General features: G+C 26.8%; 15 protein-coding genes and 1 tRNA gene. 13 read left to right on the top strand and 3 right to left on the bottom strand.

Translation table 4 applies throughout. From position 1 onward, the window contains the following. Nucleotides 1-3: 3 nt before the first annotated feature. Nucleotides 4-408 (bottom strand): cytidine deaminase, encoded by a 405-nt coding sequence (locus ACWXVS_RS00635; RefSeq protein WP_438340766.1) that lies wholly within the window; start codon nucleotides 406-408, stop codon nucleotides 4-6. Nucleotides 409-602: 194 nt separating this feature from the next. Here ACWXVS_RS00635 and rpsP point away from each other — a divergent pair, with 194 nt between their 5' ends. Genes rpsP through rplS form a run of 3 tightly spaced genes read left to right on the top strand, consistent with a single transcriptional unit; the run spans nucleotide 603 to nucleotide 1883 of the window. Further along, nucleotides 603-863: a 30S ribosomal protein S16 gene (rpsP, locus tag ACWXVS_RS00630; RefSeq protein WP_438340765.1), complete on the top strand. Its 261-nt coding sequence runs from the start codon at nucleotides 603-605 to the stop codon at nucleotides 861-863. Between the two features lie 2 nt (nucleotides 864-865). Continuing rightward, nucleotides 866-1543: a tRNA (guanosine(37)-N1)-methyltransferase TrmD gene (trmD, locus tag ACWXVS_RS00625; protein ID WP_438340764.1), complete on the top strand. Its 678-nt coding sequence runs from the start codon at nucleotides 866-868 to the stop codon at nucleotides 1541-1543. Then, nucleotides 1533-1883 (top strand): 50S ribosomal protein L19, encoded by a 351-nt coding sequence (gene rplS / locus ACWXVS_RS00620; RefSeq protein ID WP_438340763.1) that lies wholly within the window; start codon nucleotides 1533-1535, stop codon nucleotides 1881-1883. Before trmD ends, rplS begins: the two co-directional genes overlap by 11 nt. 699 nt (nucleotides 1884-2582) lie before the next feature. Here rplS and tyrS read toward each other — a convergent pair. Beyond that, nucleotides 2583-3815 carry a tyrosine--tRNA ligase gene (tyrS, locus tag ACWXVS_RS00615; protein ID WP_455966318.1) on the bottom strand — a complete coding sequence of 411 codons (1233 nt, stop codon included), beginning with the start codon at nucleotides 3813-3815 and terminating at the stop codon, nucleotides 2583-2585. A 271-nt stretch (nucleotides 3816-4086) separates the two neighbouring features. Between tyrS and ACWXVS_RS00610 the strand changes: the two genes are divergently transcribed. The 9 genes from ACWXVS_RS00610 (at nucleotide 4087) to ACWXVS_RS00570 (ending at nucleotide 18027) form a co-directional block, all read left to right on the top strand. After that, on the top strand, nucleotides 4087-4965 hold the full coding sequence (locus ACWXVS_RS00610; protein ID WP_455994542.1) for a DegV family protein: 879 nt from the start codon (nucleotides 4087-4089) through the stop codon (nucleotides 4963-4965). A gap of 140 nt (nucleotides 4966-5105) precedes the next feature. After that, nucleotides 5106-7904 carry an Ig-specific serine endopeptidase MIP gene (gene mip, locus ACWXVS_RS00605; protein WP_455994540.1) on the top strand — a complete coding sequence of 933 codons (2799 nt, stop codon included), beginning with the start codon at nucleotides 5106-5108 and terminating at the stop codon, nucleotides 7902-7904. Then, nucleotides 7904-9385 carry an MSC_0624 family F1-like ATPase-associated membrane protein gene (locus tag ACWXVS_RS00600; RefSeq protein ID WP_455994538.1) on the top strand — a complete coding sequence of 494 codons (1482 nt, stop codon included), beginning with the start codon at nucleotides 7904-7906 and terminating at the stop codon, nucleotides 9383-9385. Before mip ends, ACWXVS_RS00600 begins: the two co-directional genes overlap by 1 nt. Beyond that, nucleotides 9372-9881 (top strand): MSC_0623 family F1-like ATPase-associated protein, encoded by a 510-nt coding sequence (locus ACWXVS_RS00595; protein ID WP_438340758.1) that lies wholly within the window; start codon nucleotides 9372-9374, stop codon nucleotides 9879-9881. Before ACWXVS_RS00600 ends, ACWXVS_RS00595 begins: the two co-directional genes overlap by 14 nt. 1 nt (nucleotide 9882) lies before the next feature. Next, nucleotides 9883-10791: an MSC_0622 family F1-like ATPase gamma subunit gene (locus ACWXVS_RS00590; protein ID WP_455994536.1), complete on the top strand. Its 909-nt coding sequence runs from the start codon at nucleotides 9883-9885 to the stop codon at nucleotides 10789-10791. After that, the gene (locus tag ACWXVS_RS00585; RefSeq protein ID WP_438340756.1) at nucleotides 10791-11264 is read left to right on the top strand and encodes an MSC_0621 family F1-like ATPase epsilon subunit; all 474 of its coding nucleotides are present in this window, start codon (nucleotides 10791-10793) and stop codon (nucleotides 11262-11264) included. Before ACWXVS_RS00590 ends, ACWXVS_RS00585 begins: the two co-directional genes overlap by 1 nt. Further along, nucleotides 11248-13377, top strand: a complete 2130-nt coding sequence (locus tag ACWXVS_RS00580; RefSeq protein ID WP_455993963.1) for an MSC_0620 family F1-like ATPase-associated subunit — start codon at nucleotides 11248-11250, stop codon at nucleotides 13375-13377. Before ACWXVS_RS00585 ends, ACWXVS_RS00580 begins: the two co-directional genes overlap by 17 nt. 271 nt (nucleotides 13378-13648) lie before the next feature. Continuing rightward, the gene (locus tag ACWXVS_RS00575) at nucleotides 13649-14479 is read left to right on the top strand and encodes a hypothetical protein (RefSeq protein WP_455994534.1); all 831 of its coding nucleotides are present in this window, start codon (nucleotides 13649-13651) and stop codon (nucleotides 14477-14479) included. 239 nt (nucleotides 14480-14718) lie between these two features. Further along, the gene (locus ACWXVS_RS00570) at nucleotides 14719-18027 is read left to right on the top strand and encodes a hypothetical protein (RefSeq protein WP_455994532.1); all 3309 of its coding nucleotides are present in this window, start codon (nucleotides 14719-14721) and stop codon (nucleotides 18025-18027) included. Between the two features lie 130 nt (nucleotides 18028-18157). On the opposite strand, the gene ACWXVS_RS00565 is transcribed toward ACWXVS_RS00570, so the two are convergent. Next, nucleotides 18158-18233 (bottom strand) — tRNA-Arg (locus ACWXVS_RS00565). 459 nt (nucleotides 18234-18692) lie between these two features. On the opposite strand from ACWXVS_RS00565, the gene ACWXVS_RS00560 reads away from it, so the two are divergent. Continuing rightward, complete coding sequence (locus tag ACWXVS_RS00560; RefSeq protein WP_455994530.1) at nucleotides 18693-20387, top strand: S41 family peptidase; 1695 nt, start codon at nucleotides 18693-18695, stop codon at nucleotides 20385-20387. The last annotated feature ends 46 nt before the right edge of the window (nucleotides 20388-20433 follow it).

Here is a 20433-nt window from a genome sequence, read left to right as displayed (position 1 = left end):
ATTTTATTTTGCAGCGTGGATAATGTCTTCATTTTTTACTGCGCTAGGTATTAATTGATTCATCGAAAATTGTCTTTCCTCAGTTAGATCAGTAGAATGCAATACTACCTTGGAATCTTTATCTAAAAATTGAGACATTACTTGTAGACAGGCACCGCATGGGAATAATATTTTATTCAAATTGCTAATTATATGTATTTCCTTAAATGTCCCCACTTCTGCACCATATGCTACCGAACCAAAAAGTGCAGATCTTTCAGCGCAAAGTCCACTAGGATACGCAGCATTTTCACAATTGACTCCATAATATTCATTGCCCAACTTATCAATAGCTAAAGCTGCCACTTTAACCTTTGAATATGGTGCAAATGAATAGTTTAATTTTTCTTTTAATAATTCTTTGTTCATAATAATAATTATACTATTTATAGTTTTCAAAACTATAAAACTAAATAATACAAATTATCTTTGCTTATATCAAATATAAAAATCAAATTAAAGTGTTAAGCATTTTTACTTAACATTTATTTTTTTATGTTAAAATTTTTTTATTAAAATTTAAATATACTAAAAATATATAAAAACTTCAAGGAGGAATACTTATGGTTAAATTAAGACTAAAAAGAACCGGAAAAAAATTCCATGCTACATATAAAGTTGTTGCTTCTGATGCTAGAGCACCACGTGATGGAAAATTTATTGATGAATTAGGATACTATGATCCTCATACAAAAAATTTATATCTAAATGAAGAATTAACAACTGTATACTTAAACAACGGAGCAAAGCCTACTGAAACAGTTAGAACTCTTTTAAAGAAGAACGATTTCTACAAAAAATACATCGAATCAAAAAACAAATAGTTATGAAAATAAACATTCTCACAATATTCCCAGAACATTTTGAAGCATTTAAAACCTATAGTGTTATAGGCAAAGCAATACGTCTTGGGCACCTAGAATTAAATATTATTGATTTTAGAAAATTTTCAAAAGAAAAAAGAAATAAGGTTGATGATTCTATATACGGCGGGGGTGATGGAATGCTTCTACAAGTCGAGCCTATCGATCTCGCTCTTGAAACACTACCCAACAGCTATAAAATCCTAATTAGTCCACAAGGACAAAAATTCAACCAAATGAAAGCACACGAACTTGCTAAGCATAATGAAATAACACTCGTGTGTGGCCATTATGAAGGTTTTGATGAACGCGTTTTAAATTTTGTGGATGAAGAATTATCAATTGGAGATTATATTCTAACAGGCGGAGAAACTGCAGCTATGGTTGTTTGCGAAGCTGTTGCTAGATTAGTTCCCGGAGTTTTGCGCAAGGGGAGCCATCAAAACGAAAGTTTTGAAAACGAAGGACTACTTGACTATCCCCAATACACTAGACCAGCAGAATATAAAGGACTAAAAGTTCCTGAAATATTACTTTCTGGTAATCATAAACTAATAAAAGAATGACGTGAGAAACATGCTTATTTAAAAACACTAAAAAATCGTAAAGATATTATCGAAAGGATAAAAAATGAGAAGTAGCTTATTAGAACTTGTAGAAAAAGACCAAATTAGAACAGATCTTCCCGAAATAAGAGAAGGGTACATAGTTAGAGTTCATGTTAGAATTAAAGAAGGCGATAAAGAAAGAATTCAAGTATTTGAAGGGCTAGTTATTGCTGCATATGGTGAAGGTATCAATAAATCTATCACTGTTAGAAAAGATTCATATGGTATTGGCGTTGAACGTGTATTTAAAATTAACTCTCCTTTAATTTCTGCTATTCAAGTAACTAGAAAAAATAAGGTTAGAAGAGCTAAACTTTACTACATGAGAGGTCTTAAAGGAAAAAGCGCAAGATTGAAAGAAATTAAAAAATAGTTATTCTTGTATCTTAAAAAAGCATGTTTCACCTAACATGCTTTTTTTATAACAAAAAATAATTTTTTCAGCAATCACCCTAAAAATAATTAATATTGCTATCTTAGTAAATTAGTTGCAAAACATCGTATCCACAGTTTTTCAATAGCTAAAATAATTTTCTTAATATCAATATTTTCAAAATAAGGAGCTTTATTACCAAAAGTATTAAAAAAATAGCAATTCAAAATAAGTATCAATACTTCTATTTTGCTTCTAAGGATTGCTATTTAACTTGTGCAAATACATATTCTTAATCTAAAAATTATTACAAAAACAATTACTATTTTTTGCTAGGCATTCTATTTTTTTGCAAACCATAATATAAGTTTGGAAAATTATTGCCTAGCATACATCAGTTATCTTCATATTTAAATTATAAAAAATTATTCACAGCTAAAATCAGCATATACTCTTGGCTTTGTTAACAACAAAAAAATTAAGGTTCGAGATTTCTTTGCATTTTTCAAAATTATCTAGTCTTTTATCTCCAAAATATCTTATGTTATAATCATCCTCTATTTTATTTCTGCAAAATCTTTAATAGTAATTTCCATGTTTTGCAAATATCAATTGTACTTTTGCTATTTTGCCTAAAACAAATCAAATAAATTAAATTTTATTTCATTAATTAAATTTAAGGGTAGAATATTTTTTCTTCTAATTTGCATTTATTAAAATAAAAAACTCTTTTTTTCCTTTTTTAAGGACTGCATACTTATTATCATATCTATCAAAATTAATTACAATATTTTCATTTTCAACAATCTCGTTATCAAGCATAAAGGATTTTTTAGCTATAAATTCTCGAGTTTCCCTATTTGAAGAAGTGATTTTATTTTCCTTTATAAAATCAATAAATTTAGTACCGTGTTTAACACTAAAAGTTTTAAGGGATTCTTTAATTATTTCAATATCGCTAATTAATAATTCCTCTTTACTATTTGCAAATAAAATTTCACTTATTTTTTTTGCTTGATTTGCATATTGTATTCCATGAATATCCTTAACCACTTCAAATGCTAAAATTCTTTGCGCTACTCTTTTAAATTTAGCTTGCTCATGCTCTCTCATAATATTCTGAATTTCATCTAATTTAAGAAAAGTTAATGTCTTTAAATATTCATCCACTTTGGAATCTGATTGATTTAATAAAAATTGATATAGAGAATAAGGAGTTGTCATATTTTTATCTAACCACAAGGAGCCGCCACCAGTTGACTTACCAAATTTATTTCCATTTTCATCAGTTAATAAATTAATTGTTAAAGCAATCGCACAAGCAGCGTCTCCATAAATTTTTCTAATAAACTCAAGACCAGTTGTAATATTACCTCATTGATCTGAACCGCCAGCCTGAATCTTCACATCATACTTTTCAAACATGTTCTTAAAGTCTCAACCTTGAATAAGCTGATAACTAAATTCAGTAAATGTTAATCCATTATCCAATCGAGTTGCAATACTTTCTTTTTCTAATAAATAATTTACATTTATCATTTTTCCTATTTGTGAAAGAAAATCAAATAACGTCATATCTTTATAAAATTCGATATTATCAATCACTGATAAGCCAAAATTTTCTAGTTGTTTTTTTATTGATTCCTTATTGTTGATAAGGGTTTTTTGATCAAGGAAGCTTCTTTCACTCTTTCTAAAACTTGGATCACCGATCATTCCAGTAATCCCCCCTAGAATTGCATAAGCCTTATAGCCTTGTTTCTTAAATCTTAATAAGGTAGCAATTTGCAAATAATTTCCTAAATGAAGACTTTTGGCGGTGGGGTCAAAACCAATATAAATTCCTGAATCATGAGAAATTTGAGAAAACTTTTCTTCGTTAGAAATATTATTTAGTATTTTTCTGTTTTTAAGCTCTTCTAAAAAATTCATAATGTAAATAACTCCTTAAGTTAAGACCAACTAGTTTGGTTATGATTATTTTAAAACTCTATTGTTTAATATTTTTAAAATTATAGCTAACTTTTAATTTTTAAAACTTTTTATACTAATTAAAAAACGAAAAAGTACTAATGGCAAACATAAATATAAATATAAAAAATTTAATAAATCAACTTATTTTGTGGGTTTTTATAATTTTTTTTTAAATTATTTATATATAATACTAAATTATTTTGCTACAACCATTTTTTAGGAGGAATGTATGAAAATAAAAATTATTGTTGATTCTTCATCTGGATTAACAGAAAAGCAGGCTAATGAGCTTGGTTGAGGATTTATACCATTGCAATGCGAAATAGACGGTAAAACATATCAAATCGGAAGAGACATTGTTGTTGATGATTATGCTAAAATGTGAAGAGAAAATAAAAAAATTAATGCCACCACTGCAGCTTCTTCGCCAGCGATTAATGATATCGAGATAAACAAATACTTAAATGAGTATGATTTAATTTTAGTTTATCCTATCTCTAAATTTTTATCATCACAAACATCATTTCTTAAAACACAATTTCAAGATAACAACAAAGTATATATTGTTGAATCAAAAAGAATTTCCTTCTTGATTCTAAAAGATTTATTTAAATTTGAATCTCAAATTAATTCAGGTGTTTCTTTTAAAGATGCTATAAAACATTTTGAAATAAATAATGAAAGATTAATCTTAATTCCACAATTTAACGACGCTCTTGTCAAAGGTGGAAGGCTTTCAAAAGGTGCTGCTGCAATAGCTAAATTATTAAAAATAGTTCCACTAATCGCTTTTGACAATGGTGTATTAGAAAAGGATTCAATTGGACGCGTATTTGCTAAATCACTTGAAAAAACTGTTACAGATATGTGAAATAAAAACAAAGACACTCCTGATGAAAAAGTGCTTTTTGTTCTTCATTCAGATAATGAAATGATTGAGGAGCTTTTGACAAAATTTAAAAACATCATAAATGATCAGATTCCAATTTATACATACAAGTTACCAGCCGATGTTTCTATTCATACAGGAATTGGGGCCGTAGCAGTTTCAATAGTTTCTATAGATAATGAAACCCAAAAAAAATTCGACTCATTACTAAAAAAATAATTAGGTTTAAACAACGAGTAAAAAACTCGTTTTTTAAATAAAAGTAGTATATAATTCCTAATAATTGAATACAAGTTTAATTTATAAATTAAAACCTTAAACTATAAATTATAAAAATATAGCATTTGAAAGGAAAGATTATGAATACAAAGAAAAAACGCACTTTGCTAAATATTTTAATAGCATCATCGGTATTAAGTTTTCTGCCCACTCTAAGCTTAATTTCATGTGAAAATGAGCAAGATAAAGAAAAGCGTTTAGTTAAAGAAGCCCTTACTAAATTAGAAGGTTTATTAAAAAATGTTGAAAATGAAAATAAAACAAATTTCAAAAGCAAGGCCTATATCGAATCAAAAAATGAAATTAAAAAAATTAATGAATTGCTTGAAGATAATAACATTAGTAACATTGAACTAAAAAAAGCAAAAACTAAATTATCTCAACTAAACAATCAAATTTCTAGTGAACTAGAAAATATTCGCAAAATTAACGAAGAAAACGATGGTAAACCAAAAATTGATAGCACTCTTAAATATTCTGATGAACAATTTTTAGCTGATTTTAATAGATTAACTAGTTCCCAAGATATTGAGACTAATTTTGTTTTATCTTTTAAAAATCTCTTCCCTTATCATGAAAAAAAGCAAATCTTTCCTAGTCAACTTCAAAAACAATATGCATCACTGGTTATAAAAGCCAAAGATGATGCGATAAACCAAAAAATTGAATTTAGTGTCTTTAATATTGATTTGGCAGATAAGGCCAACACCACTGGCGAAGCTGAAATTAGACTTGTATTTAGAAATAAAGCAACTAACACGCAAAAAAATTACAAATTTAAACTATCAGGTTTAAACAAAAATAATTTCAATGTTGATAGCGAAGGTAATAGACCTAACGGAAGAGTTTCTGATGAAAAAATTGAAGAAAGTGAAATCCAAAAATATCAAAAATTAAGTCAATATGATCGTTATAAAAAAGATAACAATGAATATGTAGAAAGACTGAAGGATAATTATAAGAAAAACGGTATTAATAATTTAAAAGATTTCAGAGCTTTCCTAAATATAAGCGATGCAAAGAAAAAAGAATTTGATCAAAAAGCGCAAGAATTAAAATTAGATACCTATGAAAATTCCGCCTACAAAGGTTTCAGTGTCCCTACATACAAACAAGATGGCACATTAGATGGATTGGAATTAAATGGTGTTGAGGTTGGTAAGCAACCTAGTTTAATTGATTCATTAGGAAAACCAGATATCTTTAAAACCATCGGTGTCGCAAGAACAATCATTAACGAACAGTATCTAAAAATAGCTAAACAAACATTTTCGATTTCAATAAGTAATTACAAAACTTATGAAAAAGAAATTTCTGAATCTAATGATTTAATTAAATTTTGACAAGATGAAAAAAATGAAGAAACCTTCAAGAAAAAAATTCAAGAAAAAATTACTCAACTAAAAGAAGATAAAAAACAAGTTGAAGCAGATTGGGATAAAAAAATAAAAGAAAATACTGATGAACATCTTGTGGAAAGTCTTAACAAGCAAAAAACACAAAGTCTTAAAGAATATGATGATAGAATAACTCATTTCGAAAAACATACAAGACCGGCAGAAATTAAGGAATTAGAGCAAAAAATTAATGAATACAAAAAACGTGCTGAATCAAAGAAGGAAAATAATGTTGAATCTGGTACTATGTGAATTCTAGACTTTCAACCAGATAGCACAGGAAAATATCCAACTAAATGATATTTTGGAACAAATGCCCACGTTGCAAGGGCTATAACTAAGGATTTAAGTGGATTCTCATTAACAAGAATTAATAAAGACATTCATAGCGGAGCAAAACTAAGAATATCAGATATGGATGACAATATCACAACTTTTGGAACTCAAAATAAAGATGCAATTAGAACCATTTTTAATGCAACTGACTACCTAAGCACTCATCCAACTGATTTTTTATCAGAACGTCAAAAGAAAATTTATGAAGGTGTTGAAGAATTTGCTGATTTTGCTGTTATTGAAATTGACTTTGAAAAAATTAAAGATTTTTCAGCATCCTCTAATTCAGCAACCTTAACTGAAGTTTTAAAGGCTAAAAAAGATTTCAATCTAGCTAAAGAGGTTACAAATGATTATGCCAATGATAAAAAATCTCATATCAAATTTAGAAGCAAATCATATCTTGCGGATTATCAAGCAATAGATTATCCGTTAAGCGGAAAGATTCCACCTAGTCTTGATCATTTATTTGCCGTTGGATGGCCAAGCGCCCGTGAAGATTTCTATTTAAAAGCATACATCGATGATGATCAAAGAGAAAGAGCAAAGTTTGGTTATTCATTTAGTTTATGATTTAATGCTAATTATGACTTTTATGATGCAAAATTAACCAATTCTGAAAACGGGCCATCTTCATTCCCTAGCGATGTGCTAAATAGAGGAAATTATTTATCATATCAAATTGGTTATCGTTCATTCGCTGACAAACCTGGGGTTCTAGATTCTTTTATTAGTGCGCCAATCAATGGTGATAAATTATTTGAATATGAAAACAAGAAATATATCAGCATGAGTCTTAACTATCTACCAAGAAGATGAGCACCAGCTGGCGGATCATCTGGTTCATCAATTAGAAACCAAAATAATGAATTAGTTGCTATTCACCATACAACCAATCAATTTGCAAGAACTGGGCTTGCTCTTGCGTTTAGATCAGAAGGTTTTAATTATCAAGGTTTATTCGGAAAATACAATCTTCCAGAATATGACTTAATTTATGGTGGTGGCAAGGATCAAACAAAATCATATAGACAAGCTCTAAAAAATCTTTATCCAAATCTACAAAAAACCAACCTATTTGCAAACGGATTAGGTGATGAGAATATTCCAGAGCAATTTAAATTCAAGAAAGGAACCACAAGATAATGCAAAATTCCACAGTCAAAGAAAATCGCATATATGATGACTTTGAGTCATTATTCAATAATAAGCGAAAAAATCTGTTAGTATCAATCTTGAAAATTACTATCATTTCCTTGTTTATTTTTTTATCAGGATTAATCTTATTTTTTGCCCCCATAACAATTTTTTCAACAAAACTTTTCGCTCCTTTTACAAATACCCCTGAATACTTCCTAAACTTTTCAAGTTTATCATTGGAACGTATTAATTACCTCGCTATATTCAGAATTTCACTATTAATTAGTATCTTTTTATACACAATTAGCAAAAACTTTTCTAATATCTTCACCCATAAAGAATCGGCTAAAAAATATATACCTTGATTTATCATATATTCAACCCTATCAATTATTTCTGTAATATTGTTATTTACGATGTTTAATGAAAAAACACTAAGTTACTACTATTTATCATTCTTATCAGTTATATTATTAATTGTCGATGTTGCCTATGCAATTTATACATACAAATTAAAGAAAAAAACTAATCCTTTATTTTACAAAAACAAAAAAACTCTTATTATTTCAATTATTTCTCGATCAATTTTAGTCATAGGATTTATGGCTACGATATCAGCATGAATATTCACCATCAAAAAAGATGAGCAAAAATTTGATTTTCTAGATAATAACCCTGTACATCAATTCTTTATAAGTTTATTTTCACAAAAAAGTGGAATTAATCTATTTTACTTAATTCTAATTTTTGTTACATTAGGAGTGCTAATATTTGGAATCAATATCGAAAGAATTTTATGAACCGCATCAAAACAACAAAAAAATAATGAATCTAGAGAAAGACTACTTCTTTATATTGGTTTTGCCTTTACTACTGTAATTTGATTTATTCGTGCACTATTTTATAAAACAAGTTCAAATGTCATTGATGCTGAAAAACCATCAAGAAATTATATTTATCTTATTGGCTTAATATTTATTGTCCTATTTTTTATTAGTTATGTCCTAGTAAGTTTTCTAAAACCACTAAAAATTAAAGGAGTTTTATTAAATACAATTTTTACCGGCTTTATTTTTACACTAATTTGAATAATAACCGCAATTGTAAGTTTAAAAAATCAAGAAATTATTGTCACAAATATTACTCTTTTATTTTCTTCAATATTCAGCATTATAATATTAATGCTTTATAAATACAAAACTTCAAATGAACCTATATATGTTTCAATAATATTGAAGAGTTTAGTTTTATTAGTAATATTTACCCTAATAATTAATGGTTTAAATGCATTACTACTTTCAAATAATAACCAATCATTCTATAATATTCCTTCAAAACTTTCGCTGGACCAAATTTTTGTAATCACTACTTTAAGTTTTGCTGTTTTATTTAACATATCAACTGTTATAAATCTAATTTGAACTCTAACAGTAATTACAAAGAAAAATAATGTCATAAACCAAGGAGTTTCAAATGAAGTTAAGTAGGAAAGAACAAAATATTTTAAAAGCTGTACAAAATGATTTAGAAGTATTTAATTATGATTTCATGCAACTAAAGAAACAACCTAACTTTATCTCCTTTGATAAATTAATGTCAACAATTCAATTAAAAGCTCAAACAAAATCAAAGGATATAGATGTTAAAAAATTGTTTAATTATCTAAAACAGGCTCAAAATAAAAAATATGAAATTATTTTGGATGAATTTGTTTTATCCTATAAATTGGACGAAAGATTGAATAATTACTACCTAGTACCATTTATAAAGCAATTTCCATCAACAAATATTGAATCAATTAATCTAAGAACTGAAACTAACCTATTTAAATCAAAAATAGCACTTTACTTCAATGAAGAGATAAAGCAATTATTAAATAAGAATTTCTTTGTTGAAATTATTGAAAATATTATTGTTAAAACAGATAATGAATCTAATTTATTAAACATATTTTACAACGAAAAAAGTATTATAGGATGATAGTATGCATTTAAAAAAATGAGAAGAAAAATTACAAAACCTTGAAGGAATATTGACAAAGGTAAATAATTCCAAAAATATTCTTTTGATTGAGATAATGAAGCTTACGAGAAAGCTAAAATTCAATATTTCTAATGCATTGCTAAATATCAACTTAATCAATGCTATTAAGGAAAAATACACAATAAAAAATAAGTTAATTAATGATTCTGAAAATAATAATAAAACTATTCAAAAATTACGTAATATATTTAAAAAACGATCAGTACTTTGGATTTATTTGACCGAGAACCAAAAATACTCAACAGATTCATATAGTAGATATGAAAAAAAGCTACTTACAAATGTAAATCCTAAACACGATGATTTTATAACAATTGGCCAAAGAGCTAGTGAATTTTGCAATCAAAACAAGTTTAACGTAATAAAATCCTTTGGTGAAGAAGAAAAACAGGCTACCAATCTTGCTTGAAGAGTTAGTCAATTAGTTAAGACCTTATATATAGATAATAACTATTCAAAAGTTAATTTTGTTCTTAATACCAATAAAAATTATAACGGGCACTTTACAGTTCTTCCTATTGATGAATTCAACATTAATAAACTAGTAAATGAAGTTGATAAACAAAATTCAGTTGGTGATATTTCTGGGTATAAAATTTATCCCGGTATTGAGGATTTTGTTGAAAATGAAATAAACATCATTTTAGAAAATGCTATACATTCATTGTTAATTGAGTCATTTTTCTACAATGCCAAAAATGACCTTGTTACAACCAATAAAATTATTAATCAAATTGAAGAAGATATTGCAAAGGTTAAGAAAAAAATAATCCGTACTAAACGCGAAAAGGAAATTGAAGAAATTGTTTTATTAACAAAAGCAAACGAAGGTTTTGGGGGTATTAAATAATGATTAATAATAATTCATTTAAAATTAATATTCACTTCATTGGTAATAAACATCTATCAATCAGAAATGCCATATTATTTATCAATATTGATGAAGAGGATGAGTGGGGTCTTGCTAATTCGAATTCAATGATGGCATTTGAAAACACAGTTATTAAAATTAGAGACCTTGATCAAGAAAAAGAATTATTTTTATTCTTAATTAACGCAAATATAATCATCAAAGAAAACGAAATTAACATTAATTCATTTAGTAAGTTAGAATTATACAAACAAAACAATAAGATAAAATTTGATAATTTGCAAATCAAAGAAATAACAACTAAAATTAATTACTATGAATCATTGCAAAAAATTGGACTAAGTCTTGACCAATTTCTTGAAGAAAAACATTTAAAGCAAAGGCTATATATGCTAAAAATGGAGCAAAAACTAAAATTAGTCAAGGAGGAAAATTATGAAATTAAAAAATAAATTATTCTCTTTAAGTTTAATCAGTGTGATCCCGCTTCCCTCGTTAGCTCTTATTTCTGCCTACAATCGTCAAGATGAAACAAAAGAACTCAAACAGGATGCGCCTCAAAAACCCGCTGATCCAAACAAGCAAAAACCAAAAGCTCCAGAAAAACCTAGCCTAGCTCTCGACTTTGATACCTTTGCCAAATTTACAAAAGATAATGTGGAAAAAAATGTTGAAAAAATAATTGACTTTACCATTAAATATCTTGATAATGAAAAGGGGAAATTGTTGAAAGATTTAGACAAGGATTTTAAACCTAATTTAGAAAAACTCATCTACATCCAAGTCCTACAACAGTATCTTGAAAAAAACAAAGATGCATTAAAAACTAAGCATATGAATAACCTTGGTTTCACAATTGTTTTTCCATATGTAATGTCAACTAATAAAAATTACATTCCATCTGTAGTTGAATACGAAGGGCAAAAATTTGATAACATAAAGGTCGGAAAAACTAAAGAAACTAACTATGAAGAACAAATTAAGCCAAATGGAAAAATTACAAAAGATAAAGAACAACTTAATACAATTACCAAACAAAGACTTGATAAATTAATAAAGGATTACTTTGGCGCGTTGCAAAAGCAACTTCCAAACATGCTTTTTGACAAGGTAGACATTCCTAAAATAGGAGAACAAATTAATATTAAATTCGGCACCTTCAAAGAAAAAGAAAATACAATTAATGGTTTTAGTTTTACTCAGCCCAAAGACTTTGCATCATGAGAAGATTACATTGTTTCGAAATTGCATAAGAAATTTGTTAAATTTGATCTTGATCAGAATAAAAAATTCATTCTTGATGAACAAAAAAATAAAAAAGAAGATGAACCAATAAGAAAACCGCCAATAATTCCCGGGGATAAACAACAAAAAGAAATTGATACCCAAGAGCAAATTCAAGCTCTTCCTTCGCTAATACCTAATGTTTCTTCAATTTACACATCTAAAACAGCAAACAATCTAAAAACGTTTTTTGATAGTTCAAAAGCAGAAGAAAAAGAAAAGATATTCTTTTTTGATAATGCCATTAACACTAGATTTAAATATAGCGTAATTAATCTAAAAAGTGAAGGTGGAAATTCATTATCAGCAACAGTGAGAATTAGTGATAGAGTAGATCCTAAAAAGAGTCGTGATTATGTAATTAAAATAAATATTGATACTTCTCCGGAACAAGAATCACTTAATTACGCATATGAAGAAATAATTAAAGAAAATAAACAACTATTTAGCAAAATATTTACCGCTTTGGGAATTGATGACAAAATAAACTATAATGATTTAAGAAATGATACGCTACGTAGCGTTTTATATAATATGGTTGGCACAGGGGTTTTAATCACTAATAAAGAATCGTATGTAAATGCTGCTAACGATATAATCACAAAAGCTGCTGAAAATCTCTTAAAAAACGAAAATAACAAATCTGTTATCGAAGCCGACATTAAAAACTCAAATTATCTATTATTAACTAGTTTATTTTCTTCAACAATCAATGGTGTAGATTATTTTAGTAGTCTTGCTAACTCTCTTAAAGCTGTTTTAATACAATTTGAAGAAATAATTAAGATAAATAAAGACATTATTAAGAAAAACTTTGCTCAAAATGGATTTGATTTAAATTTAATAAATCAATATTATGACCTTATAAATAAACAAATATCTCGTTTAATTTCTTCAACTGGTTCAAGAACTATTAATATTTTTAGCTGATATGATAATTACACTAAGCAAGTCAAAAACATTATTGAAAGATTTGATATTCTTGCTGCTTTAATCGATAATAAAAAACCAGATAAAAAAGAAGACAAAGAAAAATTTACAAATTCATATCTAAAAGCGGAAATTCAAATTAAAGATAATAATCTAGAAGGGAAGAAAGCTTTAAACCAAGCTGGTTATGCAATATTTGCAATTAGTGCATTATTAACAATAATTGCAATTACCTTTATTGCTATAAAAAGCAAAAAACTCGGTACTATAAAATTAAAAAAACTTTCAATTTCAGTAATCGGCATAATCTTGTTTGTTCTTGTTCTTTCTATTGTAATGTCAATAATCTAATTCAAAATAGAGTTTTTAATAAGAAATTGTTACACAATTATTAAAACTCTATTTTTTTTTTTTTTTTTTTTAAAAAAAAAAGCAAAAACTAACTAGGTTAAATTTTCAAAAAAGCTAGTAAATTTCACATTTCAATAGCAAAATAAGTTCAAATTTGATGCCCAATTTATAACCCTGCCCAATGTTCATAACCCGAAATTCAAAAAAAAAAAAAAAACATTATTATATTAGTAAAAAAATTAAATACCAAAACATAAGAAAAGGTTTAAATATGACTGAAAACAAACATGAAATTAAAACAAAAAAGAAAAAAACACCTAGAGTTTTACTAGGAGCAGAACTAGCAATAGCAGCAACATTAGCAACTGGTGCCATAATAACAGCATACCTAGTTAGCAATAACCAAAATAAGTTAGAAATAAACAAACAAAAAATAACTAGTAACTCAGCTTCATTTATACTAAAAAACTATAAAAATTATGAAAACACCGAATTTACAGCAAGAATCTTTCCCGAAAATAATCCAAAAGCTTTTCTTGAAAAGAAATACATTATAAACAAAAATAATGAAACCATTTCTTGGGGTGAGAAAAGAAACGAAGCTCCTTTAGAATCTAGCACTGATTATGAATTTCAAATAATTTTTAAAAATAAACCTATTTTAAGCCATAAATTCAAGACATTAAACAATATAACTGAACTTAATAAGAAAGCAATAGAACAAGAAAGAACAAATAAACTATTAAAAGAAGCGCAAAAAATTAAAGAAGATTTAGAAAGAAAACTCTTAGATTCACTTACAAAAAACCAGGAATTAAAAAAACAGAATGAAAATCTAAAAAAAGATAAAGACTCACCAAAAACAAATCCTTCTATTGATTCAAAAAAACTAAGCGCAACAATCAAAGAACTTCAAATGGCAATTATTGAATTAAAGCAAGCTGACCATAACCAAAAAAATGCGACAGAAAAATCATATGAGGCTAACCAAAATTTAGTCCAAAAACAAAACGAAATTTCTTTAATAAACAAAGAGCTTGAAGAAGCAAAAAATAAAAAAGAACTAATAAATAACCAAAAACAAAATGCTGATAAAATTTAGAAAGAATTAACAACATAATTAGCCAAAAAGAATCTGAAATTCAGGCACAAACTAATGTTAGAAATCAACTAGAAGCACAAAAAAATGACAATCAAGAGAAAATCAATAAACTACAAGAAAAGATCAAACAAATCGATCATCTTTTAACACAAAAACAAAGTGAAATTTCAACTAAAAACAATGAATTAATAGAGGCAAATAAAGAACTAGCGCAAGCTCAGGAAGCCCTAAATAATTCAATGCAAAATTTAGATAATATTAATCAAACAATCATAGACCTCGAAAAACAAAGAAAAAATCTTGAGGCAAATTTATCACAAAATAACAACAGTTTTCAAGAACAAACCAACAAAATCGATCAAATAACAATGCAATTGCACTCTGCTATTGATGAATTAAAAAAAGAAAATGAGAATCAAAAAAATAAAGTAGAAAAAGCTGAACAAGCAAAGCAAAACCTGCTAGAAAAGCAAGGCGAAATTTCACTAAAAAACAAGGAATTAGAACTTACACAAAAACAAAAAGAAACTCTCGAAACTCAGAAACAAAGTGTGCAACAACTTCTTGATAAAATTAGTTTAGATATAGGCAAAAAAGAAAAAGAAATTCTAGATAAAACCGATGTAAAAAAACAATTAGCGGTTGAACAAAATAAAGCACAACAAGAAGTTACAAAAGCAAATGAAAAGCTAACACAAGCAACACAATCACTAAATCAAAAAGCAAGTGAAATTTCGACTAAAAATAATGAATTAATAGAGGCAAATAAAGAACTAGTACAAGCTCAGGAAGCACAAAAAGCAACAAAGCAAAGCCTAGAAAGCACAAACAGACAAATAAAAGAACTAGAAACTAAAAAAGAAGAGGCTGATACAAACCTTTTAAATATCAACAATAATTTACAAGAGGAATCAACCAAAATTTTGCAATTAGCAAATGATTTACAAAGTGCGATTGATGCATTAAAAAAGGCAAATGAGTCTCAAAAGAGTGCAATAGAAAAAGCAAAACAAGCTAAGCAAAAACTTTCGCAAAATCAAAATGATATTGCTCTAAAAAATAAAGAATTGCAACAACAAAATAATCTAAAGAGTTCACTACAACAAGAAAAAGCAAAACTAGAACAAGACCTACAAAAATACACGGAAGAAATAAAACAAAAAACCGCTTCTAAAACTACCAAATCACAAGAAAAAAGCAAAGCTTCAAGTGCATTAGATACAAGTAAACAAAAAGTCACAGAAACTGAAAATAAATTAGATGAAACTAACAACTCAATTAAAGATAAATCAGTTGCTGTATCTAAAAAAGAAAAAGAATTAGAAATAGAAGAAACTAATTTATCAAATCTACAACGTTTAGAACAATATAATATGCAAGTGTTGCAAGAAAAAAACACCGAATTAGACGGAATTAGTCAAATTTTAGCTCAGGCAACTAATGAATTTAGAAAAGCGGAAAAAGAAAAAAAATCAGCATTTGAAACCGCAAAAGTAGAAAATAATAACTACGAAAATGTAAAAAATGAATATGATAAGTTAATAGAACAAAATAGAAAAGACCAAATAGAATTTGATAATGAAATAAAAAAACTTGAAAAAGAAATCGAAAAACAATATGCTAAAATGTTGGAGGCACTAACGACAAATACAGAAAAAGATCTAGAATCTGAACGCAAACATGATGCGGCAATAACATATGATAGTGCGTCAATTATAAAAAAAATAGAAAGAGAAATAAGAAATTTAAAAGACGAAGACGACGGTTTTTATAATGGTTACATATTACCGCTTAATTCTAAGTTAGAATCCTATGAGCAAAAATATAACGATGCCCAAAAGGTATTAGAAGAAAAAACAAAAATACTTGCCGAAAAAACTAAAGAAAAAGATAATGTTCAACAAGAATATAACAATGCTGAACGTGAAAAAAATAACGCAACGCGTGAACTTGAGCAAACAAAATCTTCTATTCAAGCAAAAAATAACGAGATAGATAGGATAAAAAGAGAGTTAAATGCTGCGAAGCAAGAACTTCAGGATGCTAATGTTACAAAACAATCAAATATAGCAGAATTACAAGAAGCTAAAAAAGAATATGAAAGTAATATAAAAAACTTAAATGCAAAAATTGCAGAAGAACAAAAAGCTGTAGATACATTAAATAATGTAGAAACAAATAAAAATTTATTTCAACAAAAAATACAAGAAACTGAAACAAAAATAAATCAAATAGATAATGAAATTGCTAAAATCAACCTTTCATTAGCACCATTAACTAATTCAAGCAAAACATTGCAAACAGAAAATAACGGAGCTGAAAGCGAATTGAGTCAAGCTAATAAAAATGTAACACAAAAAACTAGTGATCTTGAATTAGCAAACACTAAATTAAAAGAAGCAAACGCTAAAATTCAGGAAATTAAGAAAAATAAAGAAGAAGCAACCTTAGCCAAACTAGAAGCTGATAATAATTTAAAGGAAACTCTAAAAAATAAAAGTGATCTCGAAACGCAACTTCAAACCACGATACAAACAATAGATGAAAAACAAAAAGAAGTAAACAAAAAAAATAATGCACATGAAATAGCAAAACTAGAAGAACAAAAAGCCCAAGCTAATAAGGAAAAAGCAGATTTTGAACATAAAATAGCAACCCAAAAACTAAATAATAAAAATCAAGAATTAAACAACATATCAAAGCAATTAAATGATGAACAACAAGTATTGCAAGATTATAAAACTACAAAACAAAATACACAACAAGAAGCTGACAAATTAGCAAATCAAATTAGCATTGTTAATGAAAATATTAAAAATATAGAACATGCTATCGATAACTCAAATCAATCAAAAACCATAACTGAAAACACAAATGCACAAGCACAAAAGGATTTAGAAGAAGCAAATAAGAAGGTAGCAAATAAAGCTCAAAATATAGAAAATATAAACTTAAAACTGCAAGCAGCAAATAAAGAAATTAAAAAAATCAAAGATACTAAAGCTAATGATGATTCAAAATTAGAAAAAATAAATAGTGATATTCAAATGTTTTTAAACAAAAAAGAAGAAAAGGAAGCTGAGTTAAAAACTCTGACACAATCAAAGGATAAAAAAATTGCAGAAATAAATAAAATAAACAAAAATCTCGAATTCACAAAATTAGAGCAACAAAAAACTCAAAATAATAAAGACAATACAATATCATTTTTAGATATTGCACAACAAAATCTAGATAACACAATTGAGCAATTAAAAAATAAAGATAACGAGTTGCAAAAAACCAAACAACAACTTAGCGAATCTCAAAGTGTCTTAAAGGAAACAACACAAGATATAAGTGAACAAGAAGAAAAACTAGAAACTATAAATAAAGATATCACAAACCTAAACCAAACTTTAGTAAGTAAAACAAAGGAAAAAGAAGAAGCAAATTTAGCAAATACAAATGCTAAAAAAGAATTAGAAAAAACAAGTCAAGAATTAGTTGAAAAATCAAAGAAACTTGAACAACTAATCAATAAACCACAAACCTATACTAATAACTAAAAAACAAAAATATCAAAAAACATCAGACTCAAATTTAAATAAAAAGATTTGGGTCTTTTCTTATTTTGTATTAAAAACAATTAAATTAAGTTTTATTAATAATTTAGTATAAAAAAAAGAATAAAAAAAATGGCGATCGTAGCAGGATTCGAACCTGCGACCACATGCTTAGAAGGCACGTACTCTATCCCCTGAGCTACACGACCGTTGCATATAATATTTTAGCACTAAAATAAATTTAAGAACGCTTTTTATAAAATTTATTTTTGCATTAATTATCACAATACATATAAAATGAATTTTGATATCAAAATATGAGCTTTTTATATAGGCTATTATCCTATAATAAAAGATGCAAAATTTTGATAAAAATTGTAGTTAAACAATTAAATAAAATCATAAATCTATCTTAATTTAAGTTGAGTTTGTATTTTTAAATCATAAAATTGGGAAAATAAATATTTAATTTCAAATATCAAAAAATTTTGTTTTTGTATAGAGCAACACAAACTTATAAATTTTTCAAAATCAATAAGTTTTTATAAAGAAACTAATTAAATTAATCTATTTCACATCTTTGCATAAGTAAATCAATAATTTTGATAATGAACCTTAATAAAAGCGTAAAATTTCAATATTATAGGGAATTAAGAGGGAATTAAAATATGAAGAAAAAGTTCTTATTTATATTAGGTACACCATTACCACTAATATCATTGAGTGCTGTTTCATGTTATAGTGATTTTGATTATTTAGACAATGGTCCTTCTAAAATTTTTAATATCAAGAAAACAAAATTTATAAATTTATCATCAAAAGATTATTCAATAAAAAATAAAAATCTAAACTTATATTTTCTTGACAATAAAATTCATCAACCATATGTTGCTATTGAGGAAATGTTAGGTGTTTTAAATGGCTTCGTTGATACTTCGCTAATTAGAAAAATACCGACTTATGACATCAATGCAACACAACTAGTTTCAAATAATCAATTAATGTATATTGACGCAGATCGTGATATTATTAGTGTTAGCAACGAAGCATTTTTTAATTTTGTTAAGCAAAGCAATTCAACTAATTACTCACGCTTCATAAGTTATGAAGGCTCAAAAATTGAAAATATTAACGATTTAAGCGGACCTATCAAATTTGATTTAAGAAGTTATCACATCGATATTTTTAAAGAGGGGAGAAGAACTTTTATTCCTTTAAGTATTTTTAATACCTTATTTTGTAGTCAAAACTATTACAATCTCTACTATAATGGCGATGCAGTTTATGGTAAATTTTTTTCACTAATAGAAGATGAAAATGACGCTTACTCATATCAACAAGGTTCATGGTCGGCGGATAAAGAAACAACACAGGATCGAATTTATAACCTTGATAATCTCTTATTTACCCTTGATAATTTTTATGGACTTAAATCATATAAAAATATATCAAACTTTCAACAGTATATCAGCGATATAAAAAAAGAATTATTAAGCAATAATCCCGATATATATAACAAGGCATATGCAAAATTATTCTTTAACAAATTAAATGACTTGCATACTAGAATTAATATGTTAAATATATTCACAAACAATAGCAAAAAAATCAATGATTATGCATCTAAATTATATGGAACTGAACGTAGTGAATATGCCAAAGTTAATGAATACCTTGAGCAAAAAAGAGCCATACTTGAGCAAAAAATTAAACAAGATGGCTTTATTATAAAGGATAACTTAGCATATATTATTATCGATAATTTTGAAACAGCATCTAATAATGAAATTTATGCAAAAAATATCAAAAGTGACACATTTGAATTTTTAAGAAATACATTGCAAAAAATATTAAAACAAAAAAATATTAAAAATGTTGTGATTGATATTTCTAGAAATGGTGGCGGAAATATTGGAGCAATGTATCGTGCTGTTGGTTTATTAACAAATAAGGACATTGTTGTGCATAGTAAATCACTACTTTCTGGTATTATAGAAACACAAAAATATAAAATCGATGCTAACAAGGATGGCAATTATTATGATAATGATGCATTTGAAAACTTTAATTACTATATATTAACTAGCAAAAATACTTTTAGTGCTGCTAACACATTTTCAGGAATCATAAAGGAACTAAAAGTAGCCAAAATTATAGGTCAAAAATCTGGAGGAGGGACCGCGCCTGTATTGCCCTTGGTTTTAAATGATGGAACATCAATATCAACTAGTTCACCATTAAATTATTTATATAAACATCACGGATCAGAAATAAATCTAGAAGATGGTGTAAAACCAGACATTGAAATTCCATATAACAACTTTTATGATATAGACTATCTAACTAAAATTTTGCCTAAATAAATCTAAATTTAAATTGAATTTTTTTCTTTAAACAATAAAGTAGGAA

This window comes from Mycoplasma sp. 327, assembly GCF_053851655.1.
Note: the sequence above shows the minus strand (reverse complement) of the source record. Positions and strands in the feature narration are given on the sequence as shown.